This is a genomic window from Oceanobacillus profundus, from assembly GCF_003515705.1.
Classification (GTDB): Bacteria; Bacillota; Bacilli; order Bacillales; family Amphibacillaceae; genus Oceanobacillus; species Oceanobacillus profundus.
The window spans coordinates 265,969-285,897 of record NZ_QWEH01000004.1; the positions used below are offsets into that span (position 1 = coordinate 265,969).

The following is a 19,929-nucleotide window of genomic DNA, read 5'->3' on the forward strand; positions in this document are numbered from 1 at the left end:
TTTGAAGAAAAGATTTAAAACAGCATTTCGGCACTTTATAGTGAATGAAAATGGAGCTGTTTCTATTTATGTTATTATAGTTACCCTCTTACTATTCTTATTTAATGCAGTATTAATAGATTTTGTTCGAATAATGGTGGCTGAGAACCAGGTGGAGCAGGCTTCTAAAAGCGCAATTCGTTCTGCATTCTCTTCCTACAATAAGGACGTACAGAATAAAGGATTGTTTATCATAAATGAAAATGCTGAAGATCCAGGAGAGATATTTGAGAAGGTATTTGAAAATAATTTACAAGTAGAAGAAGGTAGCTATTTCAGATTTGTAGATACGAAAATGGAGAGTACTAGCTTCGCACCTGATTCTGGGCGTACTTTTTCTAATAAGGAAATTGTTAAACACCAGATATTAGAGGATATGAAATACACTGCACCGATAGAGTTTGGGAAAGTTATACTAGATGGTATCCTGCCTTATTCCTGTACCATGCTGGAAGCAGAAATATATGTTGATATTTCCAAAGATGTTAACGATTTAGTTAAAGATAGAGATGCAGAAATGGAAAAAGCAATTAACCATATGAAGAATGCCTATAATCAATTAGATTCAGTTGATAATAAGGTTAATGGTACAAATGCATCTACATATCCTAACCTAAATAATCTTGGTAATGCGATAGATCATTTTCCAACATACATTGAAGATGAAGATTCAGAGTTTGAAGATGACCTCAGGAATTTATTGAAAGATATTCGGGATAATGCAAATACAAATAAAACCGAATTAGAAGCTGCAATTGTTGATTTGAACAATGCAAAGGAAATTAATGAAGCTATTCAGAAAAAAATTGATGATACAAGGGAAGAAGTTGAAGGAAAATATGGAGACCTTTCCGATAGTCAATGTAGTGATAGCTCCATGTCAGATGTTCAAAATGAAATAAGTGAATTAACGGATATGATAAACGATTATGTTTTGGATAGCTCTTTTTTCACAACAGCCCGTTCTAATATTGAAGAGGCTTTGGATAGTGTTGATGATGGCGGTCAACCAGGAGCATCGACAAGGCTTTTGCCATATGTAAAATATCAAATTGAAACATTATCTGAGATACTTGAATTTGATTTAACAGCTTTTCGTCCACCATTCAATAATATTATCAGTAAGTTTAATACAGCACTGAATGATACAGATGAGGCCAGAAAATATATTGATAATAATTATGAGGAAACAGACACTGGAGTTGATGGTGGAGAAGATAACAGTGGTCTTTCGGATGCATTGAGAGAACTTGAAAAAATAAAAGACATCTTTCAAAAAGGAATTGCTTTTACGCAGGATTTCCCAGTCTATACTGAACTAGAATCATTAGTTCAAACATATGGCAATGCTTCGTTGAACAACCCGGGAAACCTTGACTTGGAGGATCCTGAAGATAGTGCATCAGATGCATTTGATATCGTATCAAATTTATTTAAGAGTCTTGGGGACCTATCCACTGAAATTAGAAACAAAGCATATATAAATGAGTATATTCTTACGAGATTTGAAGCAGATGACAGTTTAGGTATAATGGAACCTGGCAGTTATCCGGAAAATTTTCTATTTATAAATAGAGAAGTGGAATATATTTTATATGGTCATCATGCACCGGGAATAAATTATGCAAATGCATTATTGGAATTATCAGCAACAAGATTTGCGTTTAATTTTATTTCATCATTTTCACAACCGCAAGTGCAAGCAGTAGTACTTCCGTTACCAAAATTTTTGGCCGCAGTAGGTTGGTCTTTTACCGAGACAGTAAATGATATTACAAAGTTGACTAAAGGTGAGGAAGTTCCATTATTGAAAATTAGGGGAGTTAGATCATTCTCAACAGATTACAAATTTTATTTAAGGCTTTTCTTGTTTCTGCATCCAGATCCGGATGATGAACGTATCACTCGAATTCAGTCTGTCATTGATCAGAAATCATCTGATGATTTAGAAAATGCACCCATCTATGCCACAGCAAATGCAGAAGCTTCGATTGATTTGTGGTTTCTTCCAGGAATCATTGATATGCTTGGAAGTACAAATATATTAGAAGGTCAGGTAAGAAATGGCAGATACTATATCGATACGGAAACAAACTACTCTTACTAAGTATGACAGGAGGAATATGAAATGAAAAAACTGTTTATGGGTCTGTTTTCTATTGCATTATTATCAAGCTTGCTCGTTGCTTGTAATAATGATGAACAAGATGAAGAAGTGGAGGACACTCCAGTTACGGAAGAAGAGACATCAGAAACACCTGAGGATGAGGCTACCGAGAATGAAGATGAAGATACTTCTGAAGGTGAAGAAAATAATCAGGAAGATGATTCAAATGAATCAGCATCAGAAAACAACGGGGAGTATCCTGAGAATCAAGAAGGTTTAGGTATTGGCGATACTGGACATATCGGCAGCAACTTTGGCGAATTTGAGATTACGTTAAATTCAGTGGAAATAAAAGATGAAGTTGCTAATGATCCATCACGAGAAGGGAATTATGTACTTGTAGACGTGACTGTTAAAAACCTGACGAATGAACCGATGCCTGGTGCAGATGCATTAGGTAATACATTCCTATCTACAGACAGGGAATCAACTGGATTTGGATGGTTTAATATGGATGGTGTTGCAGAAGAGTGGCCAGAAATAGCACCCGGTGAGTCACATACTGGAGTTTTATTGTATGATCTTCCAGTTAATGACTTGTATGTGTTAAATACCGGAAGAAATTTTTCTGGTCTATCCAATGTAGTAGCATTTGAATTTACACAAGACGAAGCTAAATAACATGGAAATATAGACGAACATACTGGGGCTATTCTTATAATAGTAAGAATAGTTCTGGTTTATAAGTCTGTTTGGAGGATGCAGAATGCGATTAAAAAGTGAAAATGGAAGTATTACACTGGAAGCTGCGCTAGTTTTACCGTTCTTTATGTTATTTATAGTTTTTATGGCTTCTATCATCCGTATCTCTGTAGCAGAAATTGCACTGAACAAGTCTGTATCTGAAACAGCACAAATCATTTCAACACATGCCTATCCGGCAACGATTCTATCAGATCAAGTCGAGAATCTTGCAAGCGATAAACTGTCTGGTATTAGTACCAATATTATTAGTTTGGAGGACGTTGAAAAATTAGTTGGCACATCGTTAAAAGAGCTTTTGGATTTTGATCCTTCAAGTTCAAATTATATAGACCAACTTGGAGCGTCAGTTGTAACTCCAATCGTTCAGGAGAAATTTGCAGATAATATGAATTCCAATTCCGCCACGGGATCTAATATAAATGTTGAAGTTGAATTACCAGGATCGATCAATGGTGGTGCTGACTCGTACATTGGCATTACGGCAACTTACGACTTAGATTTAACTGTACCATTTGTTGATAGGACGATAACAATTAAAAAGCAGGCATATGAACGTCTTTGGGTTGGCGGATACTAATTTGAAGAAGAATAATACGTAGGTAAGGTGAACACATGTTGCAAATGAATGATTATTTCCTCTTTTTATTTATCATAATTGCATTTTTATGGGATATCCGAATCCAAAAAATACCAAATTGGTTAACAGCAGGTGGGATGTTGCTAGCATTTATCTTGCATCTTATTACAAATGGTATTGATGGATTCCTGTTTTCTGTTTTTGGTTTGATCGTTGCAACTGTGGTATGCCTGGTACTTTATGGTTTTAAAGCAATTGGTGCAGGTGATGTGAAGCTATTTGCAGCAATAGGTGGATTTGCAGGGATTCAAATCGTATTATATATCCTTATGTATTCCATTGTTTGTGGAGGGGTAATTGGTATACTTCTATTAATAATTACTAGAACGAAGCTGTATATCTTGTATAATAAAGGAATCCTTTTTTTAAATAGAAAATGGGATAAACAATTTGCCATTATTGATAAAGAATCGAAAATTATTTCTTTCCCTTTTATGTATGCAGTCCTTCCAGGGGTTATATTAACTTATACCTTTCTATTCATTTAAGTATTCTTAATTTCATTTTTTGTATGTAAAGGAAGTTTCTAGTTACGAGAAAGGGAGAGTCAGATGCTCGGGGTTCATGATTATATACTTTTTCTATTTTTAATAATTGCTTTCATTTCCGATATTAAAAATCAAAAACTACCGAACTGGCTAACTGCCGGCGGGATAGTTGTCGGGATAATTTATCATTTCATTACAGATGGTTTTGGCGGTCTTTTATTTTCTCTTCTTGGGTTATTAACTGCTGGCGGGATTTTCCTGATTTTGTACATCTTTAAAGCTATTGGAGCTGGAGATGTTAAGTTATTTGGAGCAATTGGTTCTTTGGTAGGCTTCGATATGGTGGTTAATATGATGGTTCTTTCAATCGTTTTTGCTGGAATACTTAGTGCACTAATTTTATTATTAACGAAAACATTTATGAAAAAAATGATTGATGCGTTTTTTTATTTAAGAGATTCATTGTATATGAAAGACTATCGTAAATTAGAGGATTATAAGAAAAACAAGGCTACAAGATTTCCATTTATGTATGCAGTAGTTCCAGCAGTTGTTATCACTTACATATATCCAATTATTTGATGCATGAAAAAATGAATAAACGCATTTTTCCAACACCTCATTTTCATATTAAATCGAGATTTTAGGAAGCTGTATGAATATAAAGTCACAAAAGCAACTTGTTTTCCTTTTAAGAATGCTGATGCACAGCAATAATAGTTGTGTCTATTAAAGATTAAGAATGGTATTTAAGGCTAGCTGGAAAACAATCAACTATTTATTTAAATAGTACATAATCATGTAGGAGGAAAAAGAATGGGAACAATTTACAATCTGGAATATGATTATTCGACAGAGAATGGTCAATCAATCGTATTTTCCAAAAAAGACAACAAAAAATTAACGGCAGATAATTTAAATGCGGTTCAATTGAAGATGATTCAATCTAATCGAATACCACATATGCTGCCAATGTCATTGGAGCATATTGACCTAGTTACAAAGCTCCATTATGATATAAATTCAAAACAGAAGCTAATTTCCTACTTTCGTGATAATAAAGCATCAATGAATGATTATTATCAGTTATTTCTTTCTCTTATCAATACACTTGAGGAAGCCAGTTCCTATATGCTTGATCAGAAAAATTATATCTTACAGATGGAATTTCTATTTATCGGGCAAAATGCGAGCGATGTATATTTAACCTATTTACCAGTTATTGACCTTGATAAAAATACTAGTGTAATAGAAGATATGAAAAAACTATTAACGGACGTCGCTGGTGAAATTGAAGGTCTACAAGGAAATGAATTTAAAAGTATTTTGAACTACATTAAAAATGCATCCTTTAGTTTAAGTGGGTTAAAAACATTATTATTAGAGTTGATTTCACTTCGTTCTAATGTCAACCAAATGTATTCGAACCATGACTATCTGAATGGTAACCAGATGGAAGGAAGCTTTACGGAAAATCAAAACGCAGCAGAGCAGACGCGTTCTGAGCCAATTGTTGCTGGCAGTCAAAGTATGACGAAGAAAAAAGGGAAAAAGAAGCTACCGCCATTGACTTCTAGAACGAAAGTATATCTAATCATGGGCTCATTATTAGCCATAGCTCTCATTTGGAAGCTTTACGACATGTATAGAAATCCAGCCGTACTGCTAACAAGCAGTATCTTAACAGTTACTGTCATTGTAGCCGTATTTGTATTTTGGAAAATCTGGCGACCAGGTGTTGCTGCAGTTGAGACAGAAGTACCACAAGCAATAGATCAACCAATACATAATCAATCAAATCCGGAACCAAAAGTAAGACAAAAGCAGCAAAGATTTAATGTACAGATACCGAAACAACAGTATCAAACACAGTTTAGTCCTTCAAATGTTGCGCCAGTTGCAGCAGCGCAGGCAGATACAAGGTTATTAGCACCAGATAATGAAGATACAGTGCTTTTAGAGGAAGAATCTAATTTATCCGTTGCTACGATGGAGAAGGAAGTTGACATTTCGGCTACACTCATCCGTACGTCAGCAGATGAAGCACCACAAACGATTGCAATCCATACAAATAACTTCTTAATCGGCAGAAACGAAGAGGCAGTTAACTACCCTGATACAGCTGTTGGCGTTTCAAGAATACATGCTGAAATTATTAAAATTGATAGTTCAAGCTTTGGTATTAAGGATTTAGGCTCGAAGAATGGCTCTAAATTAAATGGAGATCCAATGGTTCCATATAAGGTCTACGCATTAAAGGAAGATGATGAATTCGAACTTGGAAAAGCACATTATACATTCAAGTGGAGCAGTTCACAATGAGCAGAAATTGGCAAACCGGTGTAGCTACACACCAAGGTATGAAAAAAAGTAAAAATGAAGATTCCTATTTACATTTGATGGAGAAAGATACAAATGGAAATGAAATTGCTTTATTTGTAGTTGCAGATGGCATGGGTGGCTATCAAATTGGTGATATTGCAAGTCGTTTTGCGATTGCAGAGCTGGAGAAATGGTGGAATAAGAGAATATCAAAGTTAATTCGAAGAAAAGATACAATCGAGCGTGTTTTAAAAGAAACTGAACATACATTGCAGCAGATTAATAAAGGAATTAAAGCTCTATCACAGCAAACAGGGAAGAAGATGGGTACTACACTTTCGATGATTGTCATGTATCAAGGATCGTACGCAGTTATTCATATAGGTGACAGTAGAATCTATCATATGAAAAACTGGAATTACGGTCTTCAGCAATATTTTCAACAAGAAGCTGTAAACGAGCAATATCTGTCGAGTCTATTAGAGGAACAGCACACAGAAATTCTTGAAACAGAGCCTGAGCTTCTAAAGCTGACGGAAGACCACTCGTGGGTGCAGGCACAAGTAACAAATGGAATATTGAGTGAAGAAGAGGCAAGAAGCCACCCAAAAAGACATGTACTCACGCAATGTCTTGGAATTGAAAGTACAATTAATGTGTATAGCCATAAAGGAACTTATCAAGCAAGTGACCTTTTTCTAGTTTGCAGTGATGGATTTTACTCATTGTTCTCCAATGAAGAAATTAAGAATATGCTGGTTAGTTTGGAAAAAGAGTACACCAATCTTCAAGCGATCTGTGATTACTTAATTAATTTCTCTAATTTTTCCGATGCAAATGATAATATTACGCTCATGCTTATTCGTAATTTATATGTAAATACGGATTATGCAGCAGAAAAGAAAGGGTTCTTTTCATTCTTAAAAGGAACCAAATTGTGATAGACGAGGTGTTTTGCGATGAATAAACATAATATCCATATTAAGAAAGGCGATATTTTAAATGGAAAATACCACGTTCTGTCACATATAGCTTCAGGCGGTATGTCAGAAGTTTATCTCGTTGAGGAAGTGAACGATACAAATCGGCGCTGGGCGGTAAAAATTACAAATATGGAAAGTAAGCTAGCATCCAAATTAATTGACGAGACAAAGCTGCTAAGTGAACTAGAACATTCTAACTTGCCACGTGTCATTGATTTTTTCTCAACAGAGAATTATTTCTTCCTAGTTCAGGAATACATTGATGCAGTGTCATTATCGGATTACTTTCAGCTATACAATAATCAATTGTCAGTAGATACGATCATAAAAATTGGAGTACAGCTGTGCGATGTACTTCACTATTTACATACACAGAAACCATTTCCTATTGTTTATCGAGATATTAAACCAGGAAACATTATGATCAATAAGGATAGAGAGATAAAGCTAATTGATTTCGGAATTGCAAGGAAGTTTCAGCATAATCGGATGAAGGACACCGTTCAAGTTGGCACAGTTGGTTTTGCAGCCCCGGAACAATTTGAAAAAAAACAAACCGATACGCGAACTGATTTATTTTCACTCGGAGCATTATTATATTACTTATTATCCCAAGGGAAATATGTCTATATCGTTCAAAAGCCAATCAAAAAATTACATAAAAGGCTTCCCAAAAGTCTTGATAGATGTGTTACACAATTAGTTGAACTCCAGCCAGAAGATCGCCTTCAAGATGCTCGAGAGGCAAAGATATTAATGCTAAAAGCAAAAGAAGAATGGGAAAATAAAAGGAGCCAAAAGTGGGATTGGTCGATTATTCGTCCCATTTCAATTGTATCGATATCGATTGTATTAATTGGTTACATTATCATTTCATTTATCTAAACTAAAATTTGAGGAGGTAACATGCATGGCAGAGCAAGAAAAGCTGCAATTTGGAACGATTGAGGAAAAAGATGATGTCGTCGTATATGAAATACCAATAGCGGAAACGAATCTAGTAGAAGCAGAGCAGCTTGAAGAGTTGAAACGAAAGGATGCTTTGTTTTTTGAATGTCAGCATTATGTAGTTGAACAGCAAATCATTCGGATATTTTATAAAAAAGAAAGCAATTATAAAAAATTAAAAGATTATAGGCATGTATCCAATGAATTAAAGAAAAAAGCTGCATTGAACATGTTGAAGATAGAGAGCTTGATTGGTACCCAGTATACAACATTGGTTCATCCCGAAAATATTTATGTAAATGCAGAAGGTGATATTAAATTTGCTCACCGAGGAATTCGTTCTGTCTTTCCAAAAGAGGAAATGAATACAGCTGAGCTTTTAGAAGAACTGAAGAGGGTTTTGTTATACGTTTACAGTTCCTATCAATTTAATGAAATTAGCGAAAAGCTGGCCGGCCTGAAATTTAATGAGCCGATTGCAGAAAGTATTCGTCGCGTTCAGTCAATAAGTGATTTAAAACAAATCCTTCATACGGAACAAAGATCACCTGCACCGCCACCAATTAAGCAGCAAGCTGAAAAAACGCAAAATCCGAATAAAAAAATGACGCTCTTATCAGGAGTGCTTCTCGGTCTTATTATTGGGATGCTTGTCATTTATGTGATTCAAGTTATTCCACTTAACAACGAAGTAAATTCCGCAGCAGCTGAAGGGGAAGCGAAGTCGGCGGAGAATATCGAAATGCTAACTGAGAAAAATAAAGAGATTCAGCAGTTACTAGATGATAACCGAACCGTTATGCATGCATATCGTTCTACGATTGTAGGAGATACTGAAGAAGCAATTACGCAATTTGAATCAGCAAATCAACTGGATGAAAGTGCAGAACGTACATTAATGGAACAATATATTGAATTAGATACTGTTGAAAGTCTTACAGCTGCAGCTGGCCTGGGGGAAGCATATCATATAGAGGTTATAAAATCACTTGTTGCAAAGAATTCAGATAAGGCAAAAGAAGCAATTTTAGCAATTGAATCCAGTCTGGCCGAGGTACAAATTGAACAAGCTTGGATCAATAAATCTTATGAGGAAGTTGTAACGCTTTATGATGCATTAGCAGACAACAAACGCGCTAAATTATTAGCAGCAAGAAGTTATATTCAATTAGATGATACAGACGAAGCAATTAAACTAGCAAAAGATCTTGATAATAAAAAGCTTCACATTACAGCACTGAAAAGGGAAAAAAAGTTGATTGAAGCAAATGATGATTTGGATAAAGATGAAAAAGAAGAGGCAATAGATAAAATTGATGATCAGATTGATGATCTTAATTAATGTGTAAATCTGAATTTTACTGCGTAAATTGGTACTGATACATCGAGAAAGCTGTATAATATTGCATTATACAGCTTTAATTAATTTAGAAGGAGGGATTCATGAATGGCTGATTTTTTTGCAACCATAATTGATTTTGTCAGAGGTATAATTGAGCCTATCTTTCGCTTTATTTTTGAGTCAATACTATGGGTAATTATATTCTTTAGAGATCTATTGGTTCAAACAGGGATTGTTGACAGTGTAATAACAGCTACTGTCATACCTATTGTAGTGCTGTTAGGTATTTTCCTAGTATTGGTAGGATGGATATGGGGACCAATACGAAGAACTTATGGATCTGATTAAATGAATAATATATAACATATGCTCTTTTTCGCAAAGAACCACTGTTTTTCACGCAGATAATGCTGGAGAGGTTGCTTTCTGTATACCTATCATTATCGGAGTAATTTTAGTAGGTATATTTATCGGTCCGATATACAAAAGAAGTGTTTATCAGAAGGGTTTTTATCGACATAAGAACCGTAAAAGCAGAAAGTGATTGATGTATATGAATCAGCATATTATATATGGTATGATACTATAATAGAGATAGATGATATTCAATAAACTATCAGTATGTCATTGGGAGTTCGGTTGATTTTCCCGTAACAGATGTAATAAACTTATGTTATTCTATTTTTTGAACATGAACTTTAGGAAGGGGGAAATGAAATGAGTGAATCAGACAAACATTCACGTTTAAACAAATTTGAAAAACGCAGAAAAAACACAAAATTAATTTCCATTTTCCTTATCGCTGGTGCACTTCTCATCATCATATTGCTTGGTATGTGGTTATTTGGCGGTGGCGATGATGAAACTGAAGAGCAAACAGGAAATAATGAAAATGAATCCTCAGATTTTCTAATTACGGAAGAGGATGAGGAGGACGCTGAGGGTAATAATCCTGAACAGGAAGAAAGCGAAAATGATTTAGCTTCAGACGAGGAAGCTGAAAATGAAAATGAAGAAAATAATGCTGATGAGGAAATTGAAACAGAGACCGCTGAACCTTCAGATGATAATGTTGCAGAAGCATATACTGGGGATTGGTCACCTGTTGGAACTGAACAAGAAGGTCCACATACAACAACATTTGATGAAGGCTCACAAGATCGAATCGAAATGCGAAGAGCAATTACACAAGCTACTGGTTTAACCGGAGATGATATGATTGAATGGTGGATTGAAAATGGTGGCGATCAAAAGGTAATTGCTACTGTATCTGACACAGCAGAAACGGAAGTATTTCGAGTATTTCTATCGTGGGTTGATAATGAAGGATGGCAGCCTACGAAGGTTGAAATTCTAATTGAAAATGATAAAAAATAGAAGTAGATTGATGGAGGATATAGTATGACAATCGGAATTATAGGTGCAATGGATGAAGAGGTTGCACTATTATTAGACCAGATGACAGAAAAACAAGAACAAACAGTAGCAAATTGCTTATTTGTTCAAGGGAAATTACAGGATAAATCTGTAGTTCTGTTAAAATCAGGGATTGGGAAAGTGAATGCGGCAATGGCTACTACCATCATGCATGAACGTTTTGCACCAACACATGTTATTAATACAGGATCTGCTGGCGGTTTTGCTAGCAATCTGGAAGTGGGAGATATCGTCATTTCGACTGAGGTTGTACATCATGATGTTGATGTAACTGCCTTTAATTATAGCTATGGACAGGTGCCTGGACTACCTCCAATGTACGAGGCAGATAAAACGTTGGTTGAAAAAGCAGTAGCTGCAGTAAAAAATATGGATATAAATTGTGAACAGGGAATTATTGCAACTGGTGATTCGTTTATGGAAGATCCCGAGCGTGTTGCATTTGTTCATGAAAAATTTCCGACGATGCTTGCTTCAGAGATGGAAGCAGCAGCTGTTGCACAGGTTTGCCATCAGTATAACAAGCCATTTGTTATTATTCGTGCATTATCTGATATTGCCGGAAAAAAATCGTCCATCTCGTTTGATCAATTTCTTGAAACAGCGGCTAAAAATGCAGCCCAGCTCATTATCGCTGTAGTTAAGAGTTTATAAACGAGAATTAAATAAAAAGCAAAAGCCCAGAGACAATGATAAATTCATGTTTCTGGGCTTTTTTATCATTTGGAAGCCTTCCAAATTAATTATTGCGCTCTTTTCGATAGTACTCATGAAACACTTTCATGAGCGCTCTTTTTTCAATTCGTGAGACATAGCTTCGTGATATGTTTAGCTTTTTTGCGATTTCCCGCTGTGTCATTTCGTTATAGTCATTTAATCCATAGCGATAAACAATTACCTCTCGCTCTCGTTTATCGAGAACAGAAAAATACTTTTGCATTTTGGCGATCTCCATATTCAATTGGATGTATTCAATTACATTATCATTCTCTGCCTCAAGAATATCAATTAGACTGATTTCATTGCCTTCTTTGTCTTGACCAATTGGATCGTGCAAGGAAACGTCTTTTTTCACCTTTTTTAATGCGCGAAGGTGCATCAATATTTCGTTTTCTATACAACGAGCAGCATATGTTGCCAATTTTGTTCCCTTATCTGTTGAGAAGCTTTCGACCCCTTTTATAAGACCAATGGTTCCAATTGAAATTAAATCCTCCATATCCTCACCAGTATTCTCAAACTTTTTTACAATGTGAGCAACAAGTCTTAAATTATGTTCAATAAGTTTGTTTCTGGCTGTTTCACTTCCATTTTGCATTTCCTCGATGTATTTCGCTTCTTCGTCAGAGGGTAATGGTTGCGGGAATGCATGGTTTTTTACATAAGAAACAAAAAAGAGGGCTTCCTTAATTAGAAGAGCAAGCACAGATAAAATCCCGGACAAACGCAATCACCTCCTAAGTGAACAGTCTGCTTCAAGATTGGGCTTTTGCCTATATAACATCTTTATGACTTAAAGAGAGGATTCGTGTCTGTCCACGAAAATTTGTTATGGAAACAGGCTTTTTAAGGTTTTAGTTGATTTGATAACGGACTTATTCATCAAATACTTTGTGAAAAGATAAAGGTTGGTTTGTAACTCGTACCTATATTACATACTAGCGATAAGATTAAAAAAACGTTCATCGCATCCAATAAATGGGTGCAGTAGGTGGTCAAGAGGATTGGATTATTGGAGTAGCACAGGAGCTAGCAAAGCAATAGATTTTGACGATATAACTTTGGAATGAGCACGTTACAATAAATAGTTTCATATAGGTCAAATGAACGTCATCTTACGCTAAATATCTAACTTTTGTATTAAATTCAAAAAACAGAGTTGACATGATTCGTTACCAGGTGTATGATGTGAACAATTCCTATTAATTGAATATGATTTTTCTTATCAAGAGTCAGGGGAGGAACTGGTCCTACGATCCTGCGGCAACCGTTACAATGATGTAACAAGGTGCTAATTCCAGCAAGCAAATGCTTGAAAGATGAGATGAGTGATTTAGAACCTCTTCCTCATCAGAAGAGGTTTTTTCATTTGATTAAAAACCAAGTAATATCATGGGAAAGATTATATTGCGATTAATAGGTAAATTTGAAAAGGGAGCGAAGAAAATGGGTGTAACAAAAACAGATAGCTTGTACAGAAAGGATTATTTTGGAAGGCTTCAGGAACTAAAGAAATATGCACCAGATGCGTTCGAGTCATTTTTTGCTTTTAATAATCGAGCATTGGCTGAAGGGGAATTATCCGTAAAGTTAAAGGAATTAATTGCAGTTGCTGTGGCACACATTACTGGATGTCCGTATTGTATTGATTTACATGTGAAAAATGTCAAAAAGCAGAAAGCAAGTAAGGAAGAGGTGGCAGAGGCGATTTTCGTTGCAACAGCATTAAAGGCGGGATCAGCTGCGGCACATGGAGTAAATGCACTAAATGCTTACGATGGAAATAGTGACGAGGAATTGTATAAAGCATCGTATTTCAACCGAATAAAGGAATTTTCTAAGTTGAACGATGAAACCTTTAAGGCATTTTTAAATTTTGATCACCATTCCATAAAAGCAGAAAACTTAAGTGAAAAAGAAAAAGAGTTAATTGCAGTTGCTTGTGCACATACAACAGGTTGTGCGTATTGTATTAATTTGCATACGAAAAATGCAAAAAATACAGGAGCAAACTTAGCAGAGATTTCTGAAGCAATTTTTGTTGCTGTAGCACTGAAAGCTGGATCGGCAATCGCGCATAGTGTAAATGCCTTAAACGCTTTTGACGAGTAGTATTGTTTCTGATAATCGTGCGAGCAGTAAAGCCATATCTAAGCAAATTTATAGGAGGAGTGTTCCAGTTGGAAAAACAAATTCATCTGAACGGCTTTGTACAAAATTCACCATCGCCTCATTCCATGGGGTTATGGAAACATGAAAAAGATAAGGGGGCTTTTCATAATCGAATTCATTATTGGACAGAAACAGCGCAAGTGTTAGAGCGAGGAAAATTTGATGCCGTATTTATTGCCGATGTGCTAGGCACGTATTCTGTTTATGGTAGTAATCATGATGCTGCAATTAAGCATGCTGTGCAATTGCCGGCACATGATCCATTAATGCCAATTGCAGCTATGGCAGCGGTCACAAAGCACATCGGATTCGCTCCAACGATTTCAGCAACCTATGCCCAGCCATACGCACTTGCACGCCAGCTTTCAACACTGGATCATTTGACAGAAGGAAGAATTGCTTGGAATGTAGTCACATCGTATTTAGAGAGTGAGGCAATTAATCTGGGCCTGTCAGGTAGATTGCCTAAAAATTTACGCTATGACCGTGCTGATGAATTTCTTGAGGTCGTTTACAAGTTATGGGAACACAGCTGGGAAGACGAAGCGGTTGTTTATGACAAGGAGACGGATACCTTTGCAGATCCTAAAAAAGTACATACGATCGATCACACAGGTGAATTTTATCATGTACCTGGTCCACATTTGACGGAGCCATCACCACAACGGACTCCAGTACTTTTTCAAGCTGGTGCTTCTTCGAGAGGAAGAGATTTTGCAGCCAAACACGCTGAAGCAGTTTTCACAAAGGGACATTCACTGGAAGCAATGAAAAATTACGCTGCAGATATTCGAAAACGTGCAGTAGAGCAGGGAAGAAATGCAACGGATATTCGTATTTTTCCAATGGTTCTTCCCATTATTGGTTCTACAGAGGAAGAAGCATTTGCTAAATACGAGAAATTAAAAAGCCTTGTTAGTTATGAGGGGACAGCTGCATTGCTATCTGGGCATACAGGTATCGATCTATCTAAATATAATCCGGATCAGTATTTAGATGACATGGAAACAGAAGCAGTACAGGGGAATTTAGACATGTATACAAAGGATCCCCAAAAAAGGTGGACACTTCGTGAGGCACTTCAAAATCATGGTCTAGGCAATGGCACGGCAAAATTTATTGGCACACCAGAACAAATAGCAAATAAATTACAGAAATGGGCTGTTGAGGCTAACGTAGATGGTTTTAATATTGCACAATCGTATTCATTAGAAACTTTTCGGGAATTTGTTGACCATGTTGTACCTGAATTACAAAGGCGAGGAATATATCGAACAGATTACGAAGGTAATACATTAAGAGAAAATCTTTTTGAAACCAAAAGTCCATATTTGCCCAACAATCATCCGGCAAGAAAATTGAAATTACATGTATAAGGTGTGATGGTATTTTTAAATTCTTATACTTACATTCAAAAACCAAGCACATAGTATTTTTACTACGGTTAATTAGCTGATAATTCAGAGAAAGGGGTCAGTGCATGCAAGCTACCACATTATATACATGGATAGGTTTTTCACTCTTTCTTGTGGTTATGCTTTTTCTTGGTTATATTGGCGCCAGAAAAACGAAAAATGTCCGTGATTTTGCAACTGGAGGAACAACGTTAGGACCAGTCATCTTAGGCCTATCTTTTGCTGCAACCTATTTGAGCGCTGCAACCTTTCTAGGATATCCAGGATGGTCTTATGACTGGGGTCTATCTAACTTATGGCTTTTCTTAGCAATGATAGGTGGCGGCCCAATAGGAATGCTAATGGTTGCAAAAAAGGTAAGAAAGTTGAATACCAAACAAAAATCACTATCATTACCAGACTGGCTTGGCGATTTTTATAATAGTGATATTTTGCGAGTGGGAACAGGGTTAATTTTACTTTTTAATATTTTTTACATAGCTGCGCAATTTGTAGCTGGTGCAAGGATATTTGAGTATCTGCTTGGTATGAATTATTCAACAGGTTTGATTCTTATTACGGCTATTGTGGTGTTATATGTGTTTGCAGGTGGCGCACTTGCGGATATCTATACAGATGCTGTACAGGTAATTATGATGGCTATTGCTGGATTAGCAGTATTTATTTCAGGGATTGTTATATTTTGGGATGGGGGAGTCACTGCAACTTTTGCAGGTATTGTTGATAATTTAGCTGCGCAGGATGGTAACCTTGTTAAGGTTTTTAATCCGGAATCACTACATTTTTATTCAATCGGACCGGTAATAGGTGCCATAACAATCCAGTGGGCTTTTGCCTCGGCACCCCATTTATTTAATAAGGTATTGGGTTTGAAAAGAGAAAGTGATTTAGGAAAAATGATTTTAGTTTATGTTATAACAGCTTCCCTATGTGTGTTAGTACTGTTTGGTGGATTGTATAGCAGAGTAGCTATTGGTAGTGGAACAGAAACAACTGACTTAGCCCTTATGGAGTATATCGCATGGGCATTCCCAGCAATTTTTGTTGCGATATTTGGTGTAGTTATACTTGCTGCAGCTATGTCAACGACTGATGGGTTATTTGTATCGATTTCAACCGTATTTGCTAATGATATTTTTCTTAAATTTCTAGTGAAACGCGGATATGTAAATGTGAGTGAAGAAAAGGCGCAACAAATCGCTCTTCTCATTAGCAGATGGAGTGTTCCACTAGTCGGATTAGCAGCATTTCTGCTTGTGCTTAACCCACCAAGGTATATGGGGGACGTCATGTGGATTGGGATTTCAGGTGTAGCAGCGGGGACCCTCGGTCCAATCTTGTATGCTGTTTATGCTAAAAGGAAAGTATCTCCACGCGCAGCAGAAGGATCGATGTTTATTGGATTATTATCATATCTTATCTTATATTTTGGCGGGATCATCCCCAGTACAATGTCTGCCGGTGCAGTAGCAACATTTATTGGAATCGCAGTCATATTGATTTTGTCAAAAATCTTTAAGGAACCCGACCAAGAATATGAAAGTATACAAGAAGCAAAGTGAATGGATTAGAGAATGGGGGAGAAGCGATTGTTTGTTAATGAAATGTTAACAGTTTGGCTATATGGTCTAATTGCTATATATGCTATTGTTGGTTTTTCTCTTTGGAAATGGTACTTTGGAAAAGATTAACCTTTTCTTTAAATAACAAATTGCCCTGGGATCTTTGATAGAGCCTAAGGCAATTTGTTGTATGTTTGCAGTTTGAATGTAAATTAGTCCTTACTGATTCTAAATCTACACACTTAGATTATACTTAATCGAACAATTTCGTATTGCGATTTCCTTGTCACTATGCGGGTGTTTTTTATCTTCTGTGATTTGATACTTCTCAAGCCCTTTACCAGCAATGATAATAATATCTCCGGGTTCACTCTTGTCGATAACAAGGCTTATGGCAGCCTTTCGATTCGGAATGCAGATATAATTATTGTGCTTCATTCCTTGTTCCATATCCGTTAAGATAGCATTAGAATCCTCATATCTTGAGTCATTAATTGTTAAAATTACAAAATCAGCTACAGATGCTTTCTCAGCCATAATGGGACGTTTCGATTCATCTCGATCTCCGCCGGTACCAACCACTAATAGAATACGATTCTGCTTAAATGGTTGGACAGAAGCGATTACTTTTTCTATCGCATCTGGGGTATGTGCGTAGTCAATGTAAATTGATATTGGTGCTTCAAGGTCGAGCTTTTGCATTCTGCCATTTATGTGGGCTATATTAGCGAGTGAGCGGACTAACGTTTTTACAGAAATCATTGTTTTACTATATACGGTTGCGATTGCAGCTACTACATTATATACATTAAATTCGCCAATTAATTTTGTAGTGACGGGAAAATTCCCTTCTGGAGATCCTAATGTAAAGCAGGTATGGTCCTCATAGTAGGTAATATTGGTTGCTCGAAAGTCAGCTTCGTTATAAATGCCGTAAGAAATCACTTCAAATGGTGTCATGCCATTATATATCTCATACCACGGATCATCCCGATTTAGAATAACATTTTTTTCTTCTGTCAAATTATTTCCAAGCTGCGCAAAAAGGAGACCTTTTGTGTAGCCATACTGCTCCATCGTCTTGTGATAGTCAAGATGATCCTGTGAAAGGTTTGTAAAAGTTACTACATCAAAATTAACTCCACGTTGCCTTCCTTGTGCGAGACCATGAGAAGATATTTCCATAACTATGTGACCCATTCCGTGCTCGGCTACTCTATGAAGTATTTTTTGATTCGTTAGTACATCACATGTGGTGTTATCACTTTCTACGGATTCATTTAGAAGATCAATTCCATTTGTACCAAGCAATGCAGCTTGCTGATTATTCTTTTCAAGTAACTGCTTAATTAGTGTTGTGACTGTTGTTTTACCATTTGTTCCAGTCACACCGTACACAGTCATCTTGTTTGAAGGATAATGATAAAACTTATTTGCAAGAATTGCCAGTGCTTTTGCAGTATCTTTTACAATAACTAAAGCAAACTTTGTAAGGTCAATAGGAAGTTTTTCTTCTGCAATAATAATTGTTGCTCCATTATGAATGGCTTGTGAATAATAAGAATGACCATCTGATCGGAAGCCTCTAATACAAACAAATAATGATTCTTTTTTCACTTTTCTGGAATCCTGTTCAATGGAATGGACTTCTTCTGGTAGTGCACCATATATTGATTTTATTTTTAAGCTGCTTAGTAACTCGTAAGTATTCAACGTGGAAAACCTCTCTATTCAGTGTTAACAAAACGAATAAATTCATCTAACCATAGGTATTCCCGTTTCTATTATTTTTTAATCGAGAATTTACATATGAAGCAGGAGAGGAAATTAAAAAATGGATCATCAGCTTGTGATGATCCATTTTTTAAAATTTAATTCTTTATCATTACGAATAAGATTTATCCTTATTCTTTATCTTGTTCAAATTTCTTTCTTAAATCGTCCTGTATACTGTTTTTAGCGAGAGGTACCCCATTGTAATATGCAGAACGATTAACCATCAACGCTGATAAAGGTGCTGTGATAAACAGAAATAGAATGGCTAGCAAAACCTTTCCGTTGATTATACCTGTCGGAATGAAATAGATGAACGTAGCTAGCATCAATGTGACAACCCCAAGGGTTGAACTTTTACCAGCAGCGTGCATTCTACTATATACATCCGGAAGGCGAATGACACCAATTGCGCTTAAAATAGTGAAAAACGTACCGATTAAAATGAATATGCTCGTAATAATCTCAATCACGGTCAAAGACAGCACCTCTTTCCATGAATTTTGACATGGCCACCGTTCCAACAAAAGCCAGAATACTTAACACAAGGATAATGTCGGAGTATGCAATGGTTTCTTGAAGGATCATGATAATCCCGATAAAACCAACTAATGTTACTCCAATACAGTCCAATCCAAGTATTCGATCTTGAGTGGAGGGACCTTTAATTATTCTTGTTAAGAACAGAACCAAAGAAATTGATAATACTAAAAGTGAAAAATAAAGAATAACTTGAAACATTATTTCGTCACCTCCATGATCGCTCGTTCAAATGAGTTACGAATTTGTTCGATCATATCTTCCTTATCCGGTACATCGATAGAGTGAATATAAATAGTCTTTCCGTCGCTTGAGAAATCCATTGATACAGTACCAGGTGTCAAGGAAATAAGTGCAGCAAGTAAGGTTATTTCAACATTCGTTTCTAATCTCGTTTCTACTGCTACAATTCCAGGCTGATTATTAAGTTTTGGGCTTAGAACAATTTTAATGACATCAAGATTAGCTTTAATGAGCTCGATAATGAAAAGCATGATCAACTTAATAATTGCCCACACTCGATTCATATAAAAATTAAAAACAAGAAAACGGCGCAGGATGAACAATATAATAATTCCTATTATGTATCCAAAAAGAAAACTTGTAGCCGTGTAACTATTCTGTAGAAACATCCATGTAACGGCAATTATTATATTGACTAAAATTTGGAAAGCCATAG

The 19,929-nt window shown here is 36.1% G+C and carries 20 protein-coding genes and 1 riboswitch; of the genes, 15 read left to right on the forward strand and 5 right to left on the reverse strand.

The annotated features are described in order from the left end of the window. Nucleotide 1 precedes the first annotated feature (1 nt). The 12 genes from D1B32_RS08600 to mtnN all read left to right on the forward strand — a co-directional run bounded on the left by D1B32_RS08600 (nucleotide 2) and on the right by mtnN (nucleotide 11,722). Nucleotides 2–2,146 carry a DUF5702 domain-containing protein gene (locus D1B32_RS08600; RefSeq protein WP_118889102.1) on the forward strand — a complete coding sequence of 715 codons (2,145 nt, stop codon included), beginning with the start codon at nucleotides 2–4 and terminating at the stop codon, nucleotides 2,144–2,146. Nucleotides 2,147–2,167: 21 nt separating this feature from the next. Then, nucleotides 2,168–2,827: a DUF4352 domain-containing protein gene (locus D1B32_RS08605; protein WP_118889103.1), complete on the forward strand. Its 660-nt coding sequence runs from the start codon at nucleotides 2,168–2,170 to the stop codon at nucleotides 2,825–2,827. Between the two features lie 85 nt (nucleotides 2,828–2,912). Beyond that, on the forward strand, nucleotides 2,913–3,488 hold the full coding sequence (locus tag D1B32_RS08610; RefSeq protein WP_118889104.1) for a TadE/TadG family type IV pilus assembly protein: 576 nt from the start codon (nucleotides 2,913–2,915) through the stop codon (nucleotides 3,486–3,488). 44 nt (nucleotides 3,489–3,532) lie between these two features. After that, nucleotides 3,533–4,036 carry an A24 family peptidase gene (locus D1B32_RS08615; protein WP_158586227.1) on the forward strand — a complete coding sequence of 168 codons (504 nt, stop codon included), beginning with the start codon at nucleotides 3,533–3,535 and terminating at the stop codon, nucleotides 4,034–4,036. Nucleotides 4,037–4,099: 63 nt separating this feature from the next. After that, nucleotides 4,100–4,618, forward strand: coding sequence for an A24 family peptidase (locus tag D1B32_RS08620; RefSeq protein WP_118889106.1), 519 nt, complete (start codon nucleotides 4,100–4,102; stop codon nucleotides 4,616–4,618). Between the two features lie 234 nt (nucleotides 4,619–4,852). After that, nucleotides 4,853–6,358 (forward strand): DUF6382 and FHA domain-containing protein, encoded by a 1,506-nt coding sequence (locus D1B32_RS08625; RefSeq protein ID WP_118889107.1) that lies wholly within the window; start codon nucleotides 4,853–4,855, stop codon nucleotides 6,356–6,358. Further along, nucleotides 6,355–7,299 (forward strand): PP2C family protein-serine/threonine phosphatase, encoded by a 945-nt coding sequence (locus D1B32_RS08630; protein ID WP_118889108.1) that lies wholly within the window; start codon nucleotides 6,355–6,357, stop codon nucleotides 7,297–7,299. The genes D1B32_RS08625 and D1B32_RS08630 overlap by 4 nt, the downstream gene beginning before the upstream one ends. Nucleotides 7,300–7,317: 18 nt before the next feature. Beyond that, on the forward strand, nucleotides 7,318–8,226 hold the full coding sequence (locus tag D1B32_RS08635; protein WP_095307105.1) for a serine/threonine protein kinase: 909 nt from the start codon (nucleotides 7,318–7,320) through the stop codon (nucleotides 8,224–8,226). Between the two features lie 25 nt (nucleotides 8,227–8,251). After that, a complete protein-coding gene (locus tag D1B32_RS08640) occupies nucleotides 8,252–9,631 on the forward strand; it encodes a type VII secretion protein EssB/YukC (RefSeq protein ID WP_118889109.1) in 1,380 nt (459 codons plus the stop codon). Between the two features lie 105 nt (nucleotides 9,632–9,736). Beyond that, a complete protein-coding gene (locus D1B32_RS08645; RefSeq protein WP_118889110.1) occupies nucleotides 9,737–9,979 on the forward strand; it encodes a hypothetical protein in 243 nt (80 codons plus the stop codon). Nucleotides 9,980–10,348: 369 nt separating this feature from the next. Next, complete coding sequence (locus D1B32_RS08650; RefSeq protein WP_118889111.1) at nucleotides 10,349–11,008, forward strand: YrrS family protein; 660 nt, start codon at nucleotides 10,349–10,351, stop codon at nucleotides 11,006–11,008. 24 nt (nucleotides 11,009–11,032) lie between these two features. Beyond that, nucleotides 11,033–11,722 (forward strand): 5'-methylthioadenosine/S-adenosylhomocysteine nucleosidase, encoded by a 690-nt coding sequence (mtnN, locus tag D1B32_RS08655; protein ID WP_118889112.1) that lies wholly within the window; start codon nucleotides 11,033–11,035, stop codon nucleotides 11,720–11,722. Between the two features lie 85 nt (nucleotides 11,723–11,807). Here the strand turns inward: mtnN and sigK are convergent, their stop codons facing one another. Next, entirely contained in the window at nucleotides 11,808–12,512 is a 705-nt protein-coding gene (gene sigK / locus D1B32_RS08660; protein WP_095307099.1) for an RNA polymerase sporulation sigma factor SigK, read from the reverse strand. A gap of 495 nt (nucleotides 12,513–13,007) precedes the next feature. After that, nucleotides 13,008–13,114, forward strand: a riboswitch (SAM riboswitch). Between the two features lie 120 nt (nucleotides 13,115–13,234). Here sigK and D1B32_RS08670 point away from each other — a divergent pair. From D1B32_RS08670 to D1B32_RS08680, 3 genes are all read left to right on the forward strand, one after another. Then, the gene (locus D1B32_RS08670) at nucleotides 13,235–13,900 is read left to right on the forward strand and encodes a carboxymuconolactone decarboxylase family protein (protein WP_095307098.1); all 666 of its coding nucleotides are present in this window, start codon (nucleotides 13,235–13,237) and stop codon (nucleotides 13,898–13,900) included. Nucleotides 13,901–13,968: 68 nt separating this feature from the next. After that, nucleotides 13,969–15,336, forward strand: coding sequence for an LLM class flavin-dependent oxidoreductase (locus D1B32_RS08675; RefSeq protein ID WP_095307097.1), 1,368 nt, complete (start codon nucleotides 13,969–13,971; stop codon nucleotides 15,334–15,336). Between the two features lie 104 nt (nucleotides 15,337–15,440). Next, on the forward strand, nucleotides 15,441–16,937 hold the full coding sequence (locus tag D1B32_RS08680) for a sodium:solute symporter family protein (protein ID WP_118889113.1): 1,497 nt from the start codon (nucleotides 15,441–15,443) through the stop codon (nucleotides 16,935–16,937). A 234-nt stretch (nucleotides 16,938–17,171) separates the two neighbouring features. Here the strand turns inward: D1B32_RS08680 and D1B32_RS08685 are convergent, their stop codons facing one another. The 4 genes from D1B32_RS08685 to D1B32_RS08700 all read right to left on the reverse strand — a co-directional run bounded on the left by D1B32_RS08685 (nucleotide 17,172) and on the right by D1B32_RS08700 (nucleotide 19,927). Beyond that, nucleotides 17,172–18,650: a UDP-N-acetylmuramoyl-L-alanyl-D-glutamate--2,6-diaminopimelate ligase gene (locus tag D1B32_RS08685; protein ID WP_118889114.1), complete on the reverse strand. Its 1,479-nt coding sequence runs from the start codon at nucleotides 18,648–18,650 to the stop codon at nucleotides 17,172–17,174. Between the two features lie 191 nt (nucleotides 18,651–18,841). Next, the gene (gene mnhG / locus D1B32_RS08690) at nucleotides 18,842–19,183 is read right to left on the reverse strand and encodes a monovalent cation/H(+) antiporter subunit G (RefSeq protein ID WP_316246654.1); all 342 of its coding nucleotides are present in this window, start codon (nucleotides 19,181–19,183) and stop codon (nucleotides 18,842–18,844) included. Beyond that, nucleotides 19,176–19,451 carry a Na(+)/H(+) antiporter subunit F1 gene (locus tag D1B32_RS08695; protein WP_118889115.1) on the reverse strand — a complete coding sequence of 92 codons (276 nt, stop codon included), beginning with the start codon at nucleotides 19,449–19,451 and terminating at the stop codon, nucleotides 19,176–19,178. The genes mnhG and D1B32_RS08695 overlap by 8 nt, the downstream gene beginning before the upstream one ends. Next, nucleotides 19,451–19,927 (reverse strand): Na+/H+ antiporter subunit E, encoded by a 477-nt coding sequence (locus tag D1B32_RS08700; protein ID WP_095307092.1) that lies wholly within the window; start codon nucleotides 19,925–19,927, stop codon nucleotides 19,451–19,453. The genes D1B32_RS08695 and D1B32_RS08700 overlap by 1 nt, the downstream gene beginning before the upstream one ends. Nucleotides 19,928–19,929 lie beyond the last annotated feature (2 nt).